This is a genomic window from Segetibacter aerophilus, assembly GCF_007991655.1.
Classification (GTDB): Bacteria; Bacteroidota; Bacteroidia; order Chitinophagales; family Chitinophagaceae; genus Segetibacter; species Segetibacter aerophilus.
Map to the genome: position 1 here is coordinate 53,054 of NZ_BJYT01000026.1, position 12,594 is coordinate 65,647.

A 12,594-nucleotide genomic window follows, 5' to 3' on the forward strand; every position below is an offset into this window, starting at 1 on the left:
TCTGTAAATTTAGCGAATACTTTTGTTTGATGATTGCGATAACTTATCCAACCCACCCTTTTAAAATAAAAAAAGAACAGGGTAAAGAAATCATATTTGACGAGTGCCGAAAGCAGTGGGTTTTGATAACACCGGAGGAATGGGTTCGCCAGAATTTCTTGCAGTATTTGATGCAGGTAAAAAAATACCCTTGTTCGCTTATTGCGGTAGAACGGGAGATAATGCTGGGGGATACGAAAAAGCGTTTTGATATTGTTGTGTTTAAAAATGCGGTACCATGGATGATAGTAGAATGTAAAGAAATGAACGTTGAGTTGAACGAGGCGGTGATAAAGCAGATACTGAATTACAACATAAAACTGCAGGTAGAATATCTAGTTGTCACAAATGGAAAATCGACTTTTGGATTGTATATTCAACAGGGAAAATTTGAATGGCTAAATGAACTTCCGGATTTTTAAAAGCGAAACGAATGACTGAGCTGGAACGGCAAATAGAAGAGTTAACGATGCAGTTGCAGGAACTAAGAAGCCGGCAGATGCAAATGAACAGCGAAATGGTTTCGGCTGAAATGAAATTGCAGGCGTTGAAGTTAGCAATTGTTGAAAACACAGAAAGTCAACAGCATACTGAGTTGTTTGAGGAAACTCCAATTGTGGAGGCACGGCAGGCCATCCCATACATACAACAGGTGAAACATAATATTGAGGAAAGGAAGGTTCTGAAGCAAAAGAAGTCCTATCACGTAAACCGCGAAATGGAGGACTTCATCGGAACGAATGTTATCAGCAAAGTCGGCATCCTGGTAACTATTGTGGGTGTTTTTATTGGTGCTAAGTATGCTATCGATAACGAGCTGATCAGTCCATTAATGCGGATTATCGCCGGGTATCTTTCTGCCGCCGTATTAATATTCATTGCCTTCCGGCTGAAGACAAAATATGAATATTTCAGTTCAATTCTAATTGGTGGTGGACTAGCTGTTACCTATTTTATTACTTACATAGCTTATAGCTTTTATGCATTGTTTTCATTGGCAATTGCTTTTGCATTAATGGTAATTACAACTGGCGCAGCTGTTGCGATTGCCTTATGGTATAACCAGCGGGTAATAGCGTTATTGGGCCAGGTAGCTGCTTATGCGATTCCGTTTTTACTGAGTAGTGGTAATGGTAATATCTACGTTCTATTTAGCTATATCTCGATTATAAATTTTGGCCTTTTGGTATTATCATTTAAAAAAGACTGGAAGCTACTTTACCACATCGCCTTTTTTTTAACCTGGCTCATTTACCTGTTTTCAATGATCGCAACCAATAAGGGCACGGCTAACTTTTCTGCAGGCTTAACTTTTTTGGTCATTAACTTTTTTACTTTTTATGGCGCCTTTCTTTCCTACAAGATTTTAAAAAAGGAATTATACAGGTTAGGCGAGATAGGCGTATTGCTGTTAAATGCGTTGCTTTTTTTCTTTCTCGGGGCATATTTAGTAGGTCAGGAGTTTCACAATTTTCACATCCTCACCTGGTTTACTATTGCCAATGCGGCAATACACTTTGCAGTTGGGTATTTTATTTACCGGCTGCGTTTGGTTGATGAAACTGTTTTTCAATTTATTTTGGGTCTCGGTCTTTTATTTATTACAGTTGCCATTCCAATAGAGTTAGATGGTAATTGGGTAACAATTTTATGGACGTTTGAAGCCACTGCTTTGATTTTTGTTGCCACCAAAACCAATCGTGACCTGTACCTGGAAATAGCTTTGCCCTTAATTATTATTTCAGTAATTAGTTTGTTTCAGGACTGGTCCCTAAATTATCCTTTTATCCAAACCTCTCTTGCCAACAGCGCGAGTTATAACAAAACTCCTTTTGTAAATGTAAACTTTGCGCTTTCTCTCTTTGTTTGTGGTTGTTTCGGTTTTATGAGTGCCAGAATTGGTAGGTCTAAGCCCAGTGCAAAAGCCTATACCAGCAGTTTCTTTTCAAAAGCCTTACCGCTAGCTTTTTTGGCTATTCTTTATTTCACTTTGTACAATGAAATTCATTTTGCCTGGGATAGGGAAATTCGGGTTGATAATAGTGCTCTCCTGCTTTATCAATCTATTTCTCTTATCATGTTTACGTGCCTCTATCTTGCCAGTTGGAATTTCATAAATAGCTGGAAAATAAAAAGACCAGATTTCCACAACCTGTTAATTGTGCTTGGACTGTTTGCCACTGCTGCCTTTCTTTTTAGTGGACTTTATACGATCGCTGAGCTTCGACAGCTTTATATCGGAAGTAATCAAAATGCTTCCAAAATGCTTCTTACTACCAGGTATTTTTCGTTTGCTTGTTTGGCCCTTTTATGGTTAAGTGTAGCAAATGCCTTTAAAGTCTTCAAACCTTCAGAAGGTCTCCATCGCAGTGTTTCGATTGTTTTTAATATAACAGCACTGGCCATTATTTCAAACGAGTTTATTCATTGGATGGATTTATCCGGGTATCAAAATCAATACAAGTTGGGATTAAGCTTAATCTGTGGAGGTTACGCTCTTGCACTGCTTTTTGTAGGTATGATTAAAAAGAAGAAACATTTGCGTATTTCTGCTATGGTCTTGTTCGCAGCTACATTATTGAAATTATTTTTTTACGATCTCGCATCCTTATCCACCATCTCAAAAACGATTGTCTTAGTGTTTTTGGGAATACTACTTTTACTTGCTTCCTTCCTATATAACAAGTATAAAGATTTGCTGTTTGCAAACGAGGAAAGCAGTCATTAGCTTTCCTGAAGTCGGTAATTCTGTTCGTTTTCTAATTGGGGAAGCAATATAATAAGGATGAAATCCGTTGTTTCTTACTTGCGTGCCCTCGCTTGAATGTAACACGGCAGGTTTACTGATAACTGAAAAAAAGGGAGATTAAAATTTATTCTGAAGCAGCGATATCGGGATATATTTGCTCTTTACCTAACCATTGTTTCGATTTCAACTCAGAATGTTGGTTTGTTGTAAGGCCTCTTTGCGGCCTGTTTTTAGTTTGAATGTTTAGATAACGAATTAAGAGAAGTATGTAATAGAAGGTTACTCAAGATTTTATTTTAAAGAAGCGATTGTGTGTTTTTATGGCATTGGCATACAAGCACATTTATTTCAACGTTTAAAATATTCTTCTATTTTTACAATTAATAATTTAAACATTCTGTGGGGATGAAACCAAACACGCTTAGAATTTCTGTTGTTCTGCTACTTGCTCTTTCCTTAGCTACCAAAGCAAAGTCTCAAACTGATAATACAATTAATGTAGTTACTTCAGCGGTACCTTTTTTACGTATTTCTCCTGATGCACGTGCAGGCGGTATGGGCGATGTAGGCATTGCAACTACACCTGACGCTAATTCGGCTTTCTGGAACCTTGCGAAAACTCCTTTCGCTGCAAGCCGCACAAGTATTTCTACCACCTACACTCCATGGTTAAAAGACCTCGGGTTAAATGACGTATACCTTGCATCACTTGCGGGTTACCATAAACTCGACGAAGAACAGGCCGTATCTGCCTCCATCCGGTATTTTAGTTTGGGTAATATACAATTCACCGATTTCGCTGGTAACGATCTACAGTCTTTTCGTCCGCGGGAGTTTTCGGTTGATTTGGGTTATAGCCGCAGGCTGAGTGAGAAGTTAGGAATTGGTATTGCGTTGCGCTATATCAACAGCAATCTTGCGGGTGGTCAGGCAGTAAATGGTGTTTCTTACAAAACAGGCACTGCTGTAGCAGCGGACTTTTCATTATTCCACAATGGACTAAATGCTGCCGGTCAAGGTCTAAACTGGGGTGTTACTTTAAGTAATCTCGGTTCTAAAATTTCCTATACCAGCGATGCACAGCAGAAAGATTATATACCTGCTAATCTTGGAGTCGGTGCTGCTTATACATGGATTCTGGATGAAACGAGCAGGTTTACGGCAGGTCTTGATATCAATAAATTAATGGTGCCTACGCCGCCTCAAGCTTCTAATAACCCTGATAGCTCTTTACAGATTTATAGGAATAAGGGGGTGCTTACAAGTTGGTTCAGCAGCTTTGGAGATGCCGGAGGTTTTAGTAACGAATTGAAAGAATACCAGATTTCTGTTGGTGGAGAATATACTTACAATGAGCAGTTTTCCTTGCGCGCAGGTTATTTCTACGAGGACAAACTCAAAGGAAACCGTAAATACTTTACACTTGGTGCTGGTCTTAAATACAATGTTTTCGGGCTGAATTTCTCTTATCTCGTACCTTCTGGTAATGGTGTTAATCGTAACCCATTGTCGAACACATTGCGTTTTAGCCTTGTATTTGATCTTGATAATAATACAAACGGAAGCACAACTACAACGGGTCAATAGCTCAATAGATAAAATCGTAACATAAAAGCGAGGGTACATTACCTTCGCTTTTTTTGTTTGCACTAATGGTAAAGGCTTTTTTGAAAGGCTATTAAGGATAAAAAGTACAAGAGTGCGACGCAACTAAAGCTTAATAGCGGGTAATAGCCAGGGCCCAAAAGTAAATTTTACTTTCAATGATTTTAGCTGAAAAAATCAGATTAGGTGAATTTTAAAATTTAGAAAAATGTTTAGAATAGGATCGGGAATAGATTTTCATCAGTTGGTTGAAGGAAGAGAGTTTTGGCTTGGAGGTGTTTTAATTCCTCACACAAAAGGGGCACTTGGCCATAGTGACGCGGACGTTTTATTACATGCTATTTGCGACGCTTTGCTAGGCGCCTTATGCCTCGGTGATATTGGTGTTCATTTTCCTGATACGTCTTCTGAATTTAAAAATATTGATAGTAAGATTTTACTGAAACGAACTTATGACCTTATTGAGAAAGAAGGATATCGCCTCATAAACGTTGATACTACGCTTACACTAGAGGCTCCTAAAATTAAACCCCATGTAGAGGCGATGCGAAAAGTGATCGCCGAAATACTACAGGTTACAGAAAAAGACGTTTCCATCAAGGCTACGACAACGGAGAAAATGGGCTTTGTAGGCCGGCAAGAAGGTGTAGTGGCTTATGCTACAGCCTTACTCCAGAAGGCTGATTTTTAACATTCTGCTGTATAACTTACAAATCATCTCTGAATCTCAATAATTACATTTGCCTCAAGTGCATCAACTTACAATAAACATAATCAACCGGTCGTCTAACCCTTTACCTACTTATGCAACAGAAGGTTCTTCGGGCATGGATCTTCGGGCGGATATTGAAGAAGAAATCATTTTACAACCGTTGGAAAGAAGACTGGTACCTACGGGATTATTTATTGAGTTGCCATTGGGTTACGAGGCGCAGGTTCGTCCAAGAAGCGGGCTTGCGATAAAACAAGGTATTACCTGCCTCAATAGCCCCGGTACTGTTGATGCAGATTACAGGGGGGAATTAAAAGTTGTATTGGTTAATTTTTCGAGCGGACCTCAAACTATTAAAAACGGAGACAGGATTGCGCAAATGGTTATTCAAAGAGTGGAAATAGCAAGGTTGATACAAGTAGATGAGATAGGCTCAACTGTAAGAGGTGAAGGTGGCTTTGGCCATACAGGCAAACAGTAAATCAATACGATGAGATTTGTAACAGTACTTATATTTCTATCCATAATAATGGTCGCCTGCGGATCATCAAGGAAAGTACAAATTGTTCAACCTGAATCGCCAGCACCGAAGGTTGATTCACCGGTAGCTGCTGCGGCAACAGAAAATACACCGGAAATAAAGCCGTCAACCGCAGCAGAGGTTAGGCCAGCTACAAACGACATTTTTGCAAAGCTTCTTAAACACAACATCAACTTCTCTGCTTTCAGCGGTAAGGCCCATTTTGAGTACCAGCAGGGTAAAGAAGGTGGTGATGCAACTGCCTATATCCGCTTAAGGAAAGATTCGGTCATCTGGCTTTCGTTGCGTTTCGCGTTGGGTATAGAAGGAGCGCGGGTTTTAATAACAAGAGATAGCATTAAGATGATGAATTTTCAGAAAAAGAATATCTCATACAAAAGCATTGGTTACCTCGAAGAGATAACCGGAATACCTCTGGATTTTGCTACACTTCAGGATTTGATTGTAGGCAATCCTATTTTTGTTGATAGCAACATTGTATCTAATAAGGTGAACGCTAACAACGAGTTGGAAATACTAATGAGTGGAAACATCTTCAAGCATTTGCTTTTGCTGGATAATGGTGACTATAAATTACTGCATAGTACACTGGATGATAATGTTGCTGGAAGAAATCGCTATTGCGATATCACTTATGGTGATTATAAAGCGAACGGTAGTGGAGCTTTTTCAACCACAAGAAAAATATCAGTGTCTGAGCAATCTAAACTTGATATTGATCTTGACTTTAAACAGTTTTCATTCAATCAACCCGTAACTTTTCCGTTTAATATTCCTAAGAATTATAAAAAGATTTAATTGTAGGTTTTTTAATATCATTAAACCTGTTACAAAAATTTAGGCATGATCAAAAAAGTAATATTCCTGTTTGTTTTTTCATTGTTTTCTGTCTTATCGTTTGCGCAGCAAACAAAGGAAGAATTACAACGAAAACAGCAGGACTTATTGAAAGAGATCAGGGATTTGAATGCGACATTGAAAAACATCAGGCACAACAAAAACAGGTCTTTAGCCAACTACAACCTGGTAAAAAGAAAGATTGCCGCCCGGGAAGAACTGATCCAAAATATAAATAAAGACTTAAGAATACTTGACAATAATATCTATAAAAACACACTTGAAATTAACCGGCTCAGAAGAGAGTTGGATACTTTGAAGAGGGAGTATGCGAGAAGTCTTGTGTTTGCTTATAAGAACAGGAGCAATTACGATTATCTGAATTTTATTTTCTCTGCGTCTACATTCAATGATGCAGTAAAAAGAATTACGTACCTGAAAAGTTACCGGCAATACAGGGAGCAACAAGTAGCCAACATCGAAAAAACGGAGGATTTAATAAGTAATAAAATAGCTACGTTAAATAATACTAAGAACGAAAAAAGCATTGCACTGCAAGATCAAAACAGCCAGTTAAAAGACCTTGAGGTTGATAGAAAAGAGCAGAATGAGGAAGTAAATAAACTGAAGACGCAGGAGAATGAATTTGCAAAAGAGATCCGGAAAAGGGAAAACGACAGGCGCCAGATGCAGGCCGCTATAAGCGCCATCATTAAACGCGAACTTGCTGAAGCAAGAAAAAAGGCGGAGGCACTTGCAAAGCAAAAGCGGGCAGCTGAAGATGAGAGGAGAAAGAGATTAGCAGAACAGCAAAGGCAGGAGAGACTGGCTAAACAGCAAGCCGCAGCTAATAATGGAGGTACTACTCCAACAGCAAAAACTCCATCTTCTCAAACTGAAACGGATGATGAACCGGCAGGCGTTGCCACAACCAAACCTAAAACTAACCGTGTATATAGTGATCTTGAATCAACGGATGAAGGAAGAGCATTATCCATAAATTTTGAGGGTCGTAGGGGGAGCTTGCCATGGCCTGTAGATGCAGGTGTGCCCACCATTCATTTTGGATCTTATACTATTCCCGGTACGCAATTGAAAGGTAAGAGCGACGGCTTGACCATCGCAGTTCCATTAGGCGCATCAGTGAAAGCTGTTGCTGATGGAGAGGTTTCTTCGGTATTTGACTTAGGTGGCGAGCAGGTAGTCACAGTGAGGCACGGTAAGTACTTTACATCATATAGCCACCTTTCTTCTGTAAACGTAAATAAGGACCAGGAAATTAAATCCGGTACCGTGATTGGACGTGCTGCTGCTAACGATGACGGTGAAGGTGAGGTAGTCTTCATGGTTACGAATGAGCACAGCGTTTTCCTTAACCCCGAGCAATGGCTTAGGAGGAAATAGCACGATCCGGTCGTATTTAAACAGACTCAACTGCTGTCTATTTGAGTCATTTTGTTGAAAAGCTTTTCTGTAAGAATTCTTCAACCGTTCGTGTAATAATTCGTGCTAAGATTCCGTTTTCTAAGATTTTGGCACCTGCTTTGAAACAGGTGGAAAAAACAAAATTATATGAGAAGAAACTCTACCCTTTTAGCCTTAGTTGCGCTTATTTCACTCTGCTCTTGTCATCGTTATTACACTTCGGCTTCCTTTGCAGAAAAAGCTTCAAAGCATCGAACAATTGCTATTCTTCCTCCTCAACTGGTAGTCTCCGGTTCAATGCCCCGGAACTTTACAGATTACGATATTGAACAAATGGAAGAGAAGGAAAGCAAATTCTTCCAGGAGTCGCTGTATAATAATTTCCTGAAAAGAGGTAACAATGGTAAGTATGCCATGAGTGTGAGTATTCAACCATACACGAACACCCTGGCGATGCTTCAAAAAAATAGTATCACCATTAGAGACTCCTGGAGCAAGGACGATAAAGAACTTGCTTCGATTTTAGGAGTGGATGCAGTGGTAAGAACATCCATTCAAAAAGAACGTTTTATGAGTGATGTTGCTTCAGCAGGCATCGATGCTGGAAAGAAAATTTTAGATGCTGTACTTAAAAAGCCGGTAGTCTTACCTGGTGTTACAAATAAGACAAACGACATTCGTGCTACCTGTTCTATATTAAGTAATGGTGAAGCATTATGGAATGACTCTTATACAAGGGAAAGCAATTACAGTTTTACTGCCAATGAGATAATTGAACAGATCACTGATAACTTTGCAAAACATTTTCCTTACAAGAGAAAAGCATAAAGCATATTTCAAAATTGTAGTCTGTAGTTATAGGAGAGGTGGAAACACTTCTCCTTTTTATTTGTTCTTAATGGTAGGGCGATAGAGGAGTTATACTTTTGATTTTTTTTGCCTGCTTTTGTTGAAACATTAAAAGTGGTAACAGCATTCAAAATCGCTGTAATGATTATTATCTTATTTTCAACCTTCGACGAAACACTCATTTTTCATTGCTAATAATATACCATGCATTCATCTTTTCGACCAGTCTTTTTTGCACTCTTTTTATTCTTTACATCGCAGGGTGCTTGCTTTGCTCAACAATCAAATACAACAGTTTTAACTGCCGCCGATTACCAGCGCGCAGAAAAAATGATGGGCTACACTACCAGCTCGCTCATCGATCATGCTAGCGTGCGGCCAAACTGGTTAAGCAACGATCGCTTTTGGTACCGGGTTTTAACAGCGCAAGGGAGTGAATTTGTGTTAGTTGATCCAGCTCGTGGAAGTAAAGCGCCTGCATTTGATCATCAGAAACTTGCGGCTGCGCTTTCTGCTGCTTCCGGTGAAAAGTTTGAAGCATCTCGCCTTCCTTTTTCAACCATTACTTTTTCACCTGATGGAAAGTCCATTTCCTTTTCGGCCGCCAGGAAAAGTTGGTCATATAATCTTGAAACTAATACTGTTGCCGCAAACAATGCTACGGTTACAACGAGCACTACCCGCTCAGGCAGATCTAACGCAATGTCATTGTCTCCTGATGGAAAACGCGCAGCATTTATCCGTAACTACAATTTATGGGTACGCGATATGGAAACAAGTAAAGAAACTCAGCTGACCACAGATGGGATAAAAAACTTTGGATATGCTACGGATAATGCAGGATGGAAAAGGAGTGAGAGCCCGATTGTTGCCTGGTCACCGGACTCAAAAAAGATTGCAACTTACCAACAGGATGAAAGAAATGTAAGCGACATGTATTTGGTAACCACGAATATCGGCAAACCAAAACTGGAAGCCTGGAAATATCCGCTCCCCGGAGATAAGGAGATTGCTACTATCCATCGGGTGATTATTGAAGTTGACAATCCTAAAGTAATTCGTCTTAAGCTTCCGCCCGATCCACATCGGGGAACTCTTTGCGATGATATCTCCTGTGCAGGAAATGAGTTTGGTGATGTAGAATGGAACGCTGATGCTAGCCGTTTAGCTTTCGTCTCTACTTCACGCGATCACAAAGAAGAAAAGGTTTATATAGCAGATGCAGCAACAGGTGAACTTCGCGAAGTTTTCCAGGAAACTGTAGCCACTCAGTTTGAGTCCGGACAAGGAAGTAGTAACTGGAGATTTCTTGCGGCCTCAAACGAAATTCTTTGGTATTCGGAGCGGGATAATTGGGGACACCTCTACCTGTATGATGCTACAACCGGTAAACTGAAAAATCAAATCACAAAAGGCGATTGGACGATAACAAGGTTGCTTAAAGTGGATGAGAAGAACCGGACGCTTTACTTTTTAGCAGGTGGAAGGGAGCAGGGACGTAACCCATATTTTAGCCATTTATACAAAGTAAAGTTCGACGGCAAAGGGCTGACTCTGCTAACTCCGGAGGACGGAAATCACCAGGTGGCACTATCTCCTTCAGGCCGCTATCTTGTTGACACATATTCCAAGCAAGACGTACCGCCGGTAATCGTGTTGCGAAATACCGAAGGTAAACTGGTAGCCAACCTCGAAAAAGCAGATATCTCGCGATTAACAGCAACAGGCTGGAAGCCGCCAACTCCAATCGTTGTGAAGGCGAAAGATGGACAAACAGATTTATATGGCCTCATGTTTACACCTTCAAACCTTGACCCTAATAAAAAATATCCAATAGTCAACTATGTCTATCCGGGTCCACAGGGCGGAAGTATTCGTAGTTGGTCTTTTGAAGTGGCCAATGGCGATAACCAGGCGCTTGCGGAATTGGGCTTTGTGGTTGTAGCGATTGAAGGAAGTTGTAACCCGCTTCGCTCAAAAAGCTTTCACGATATGTGTTATGGAAACATGGCAGAGAATACGTTACCTGATCAAATCACAGGTATGAAGCAATTGGCGGCAAAATATCCTTACATCGATATCGATAAGGCCGGCATCTGGGGGCACTCTGGTGGTGGTTATGCAACTGCTGCTGCGTTGTTTCGCTTCCCTGAATTTTTTAAAGTAGGTATTTCCGAGTCAGGCAACCACGAAAATCGCAACTATGAAGATGACTGGGGTGAAAGATACATTGGCTTGCTTACTACCGGGCCGGATGGCAAATCAAATTACGAAGCACAGGCAAACCAGAACTACGCCAAAAACCTAAAAGGTAAGTTGATGCTTGCACACGGCATGATGGATGACAATGTTCCTCCATACAATACCTTGTTAGTAGTTGAAGCGCTGAACAAGGCAAACAAAGATTATGACCTGGTAATTTTTCCTAACAGTCGTCATGGTTATGGTGAGTATTCTTATTATATGACCCGTCGCCGTTGGGATTATTTTGTAAAGAATTTATTGGGTGCTACTCCGCCACAGGAATATGAGTTGAAACCTAAACAAGATACGCGTAGTGCGATGTAATAATGGAAGGATGAATAAAAGTTCCTTAGTAAAAGTGAGTGACACAACGATGTTGAAATAAGTTCGAATGTTGGTCCAAAAAATTTCGGATAAAAGTGATTACTGAAGAATTAAGAAACTCTTTGTAACTGGAAGCTTCCTTTTACAAAGAGTTTCTTAATGTAAGCCGAAAGCTGGTTTCTATATGTTCAACTGAATTGTTTAAAATAAGCTCGGCAGCTTTTTGACCCATCATCTGAAAGTCGCTTGATATAGTGGTGATGCCGTTCAGTATGAGCTTTTTTAAGGCAGTTTCGTTATAAGAGATAAGTCCTACATCTTCACCAATTTTAAAATCGTAGCTTAAAATTCTTTCTATCAAGGTCACCAAATCATCCTCCATCAGGTTGATGTACACTTCTCCTTTTTTGATCGTTTCACTTTCTATCTTATGCACCACTTTGCAGTTGAACGCATATTCCTGGCAGAACTTCTTAAAACCCGTTAAGATTTCGATGGGGTGATAAGTGTATTCAGGAAAAGTAATTTTTATTGTGTCATACTTCGACAGTTGGGGGAGGGCTTCCTCTAAAGCATTATAGATGTCTTTTTCAAAATTCTCGTAAACCGCCCCATAGGTTCCCTTTACTTCAGGTATCATTTTATCCAAAAGGATCAGCTTGTCTTTAGGTATAGTATTGATTACTTCATACGCGTGTTCAGCTTCTTCCATAAAGTGAGGAATGATGACATAGTAGTTGTAATCTTCACGGCAATTTTGAATAAGCTTCTTGAAGAGCGAAAAGCTGTTGTTGTAAATGTAAAAGTCTATGGCTGCAGCATTACCAAGTGTACCTACAAAAGAATCGTACAAAATTTTTTTGTGTGTGCTAAGTTTATTGAACAACAAAAAGATCTTAATCTTTCTTTCAACATCAGCCGTTTTAATGAAGTATCCTTTACCGGGAACAGATCCGATAATACCGAGCTTCTTCAAATATTTATAGCCCTTCTCAACCGTGTCGCGCGAGATTTCGAAAGCTGAACTTAATTCATTGATAGAGGGAAGCACATCATCAATCTGTAGTTTCCTGTTATCAATTGCATTAATGATTGCATTAGCCAGCTGTTGGTACTTTGGCGTCGCTGAAAAATCATCAAAGTGAATGAGTTTATTAAATGGAAAGCTCTTGGGCTGCATACTTTTCAAACGTACAAATTTCGACTGCTACTACAAACATTTTTTGTATTAGCCAAACGGATGGGTACAGTTGTAAGGATAGAACGAAG

General features: G+C 39.8%; 10 protein-coding genes. 9 read left to right on the forward strand and 1 reads right to left on the reverse strand.

Annotation, left to right across the window (positions count from 1 at the left end; all coding sequences use genetic code 11):
* Positions 1-29: 29 nt before the first annotated feature.
* The 9 genes from SAE01_RS21050 to SAE01_RS21090 all read left to right on the forward strand — a co-directional run bounded on the left by SAE01_RS21050 (position 30) and on the right by SAE01_RS21090 (position 11,325).
* Positions 30-461 carry a type I restriction enzyme HsdR N-terminal domain-containing protein gene (locus SAE01_RS21050; RefSeq protein WP_147205786.1) on the forward strand — a complete coding sequence of 144 codons (432 nt, stop codon included), beginning with the start codon at positions 30-32 and terminating at the stop codon, positions 459-461.
* An 11-nt stretch (positions 462-472) separates the two neighbouring features.
* Positions 473-2,767: a DUF2339 domain-containing protein gene (locus SAE01_RS21055; RefSeq protein ID WP_147205787.1), complete on the forward strand. Its 2,295-nt coding sequence runs from the start codon at positions 473-475 to the stop codon at positions 2,765-2,767.
* Between the two features lie 426 nt (positions 2,768-3,193).
* Complete coding sequence (gene porV, locus SAE01_RS21060) at positions 3,194-4,375, forward strand: type IX secretion system outer membrane channel protein PorV (protein ID WP_147205788.1); 1,182 nt, start codon at positions 3,194-3,196, stop codon at positions 4,373-4,375.
* A 226-nt stretch (positions 4,376-4,601) separates the two neighbouring features.
* A complete protein-coding gene (ispF, locus tag SAE01_RS21065; protein WP_147205789.1) occupies positions 4,602-5,084 on the forward strand; it encodes a 2-C-methyl-D-erythritol 2,4-cyclodiphosphate synthase in 483 nt (160 codons plus the stop codon).
* 58 nt (positions 5,085-5,142) lie between these two features.
* Positions 5,143-5,586: a dUTP diphosphatase gene (gene dut / locus SAE01_RS21070; protein WP_147205797.1), complete on the forward strand. Its 444-nt coding sequence runs from the start codon at positions 5,143-5,145 to the stop codon at positions 5,584-5,586.
* A gap of 9 nt (positions 5,587-5,595) precedes the next feature.
* On the forward strand, positions 5,596-6,444 hold the full coding sequence (gene lolB1 / locus SAE01_RS21075) for a lipoprotein insertase outer membrane protein LolB1 (protein WP_147205790.1): 849 nt from the start codon (positions 5,596-5,598) through the stop codon (positions 6,442-6,444).
* A gap of 45 nt (positions 6,445-6,489) precedes the next feature.
* A complete protein-coding gene (locus SAE01_RS21080; protein WP_147205791.1) occupies positions 6,490-7,887 on the forward strand; it encodes a murein hydrolase activator EnvC family protein in 1,398 nt (465 codons plus the stop codon).
* A 168-nt stretch (positions 7,888-8,055) separates the two neighbouring features.
* Positions 8,056-8,736, forward strand: a complete 681-nt coding sequence (locus SAE01_RS21085; protein WP_147205792.1) for a hypothetical protein — start codon at positions 8,056-8,058, stop codon at positions 8,734-8,736.
* 225 nt (positions 8,737-8,961) lie between these two features.
* The gene (locus SAE01_RS21090; protein WP_218029214.1) at positions 8,962-11,325 is read left to right on the forward strand and encodes a S9 family peptidase; all 2,364 of its coding nucleotides are present in this window, start codon (positions 8,962-8,964) and stop codon (positions 11,323-11,325) included.
* Between the two features lie 142 nt (positions 11,326-11,467).
* On the opposite strand, the gene SAE01_RS21095 is transcribed toward SAE01_RS21090, so the two are convergent.
* Positions 11,468-12,505 (reverse strand): GntR family transcriptional regulator, encoded by a 1,038-nt coding sequence (locus SAE01_RS21095; RefSeq protein ID WP_147205793.1) that lies wholly within the window; start codon positions 12,503-12,505, stop codon positions 11,468-11,470.
* Positions 12,506-12,594 lie beyond the last annotated feature (89 nt).

Excerpts from the sequence above, each read along its gene's own strand:
- SAE01_RS21050 (WP_147205786.1), top strand. The coding sequence starts at position 30 with ATGATTGCGATAACTTATCCAACCCACCCTTTTAAAATAAAAAAAGAA.
- SAE01_RS21055 (WP_147205787.1), top strand. The coding sequence starts at position 473 with ATGACTGAGCTGGAACGGCAAATAGAAGAGTTAACGATGCAGTTGCAG.
- porV (WP_147205788.1), top strand. The coding sequence starts at position 3,194 with ATGAAACCAAACACGCTTAGAATTTCTGTTGTTCTGCTACTTGCTCTT.
- ispF (WP_147205789.1), top strand. The coding sequence starts at position 4,602 with ATGTTTAGAATAGGATCGGGAATAGATTTTCATCAGTTGGTTGAAGGA.
- lolB1 (WP_147205790.1), top strand. The coding sequence starts at position 5,596 with ATGAGATTTGTAACAGTACTTATATTTCTATCCATAATAATGGTCGCC.
- SAE01_RS21080 (WP_147205791.1), top strand. The coding sequence starts at position 6,490 with ATGATCAAAAAAGTAATATTCCTGTTTGTTTTTTCATTGTTTTCTGTC.
- SAE01_RS21085 (WP_147205792.1), top strand. The coding sequence starts at position 8,056 with ATGAGAAGAAACTCTACCCTTTTAGCCTTAGTTGCGCTTATTTCACTC.
- SAE01_RS21090 (WP_218029214.1), top strand. The coding sequence starts at position 8,962 with ATGCATTCATCTTTTCGACCAGTCTTTTTTGCACTCTTTTTATTCTTT.
- SAE01_RS21095 (WP_147205793.1), bottom strand. The coding sequence starts at position 12,505 with ATGCAGCCCAAGAGCTTTCCATTTAATAAACTCATTCACTTTGATGAT.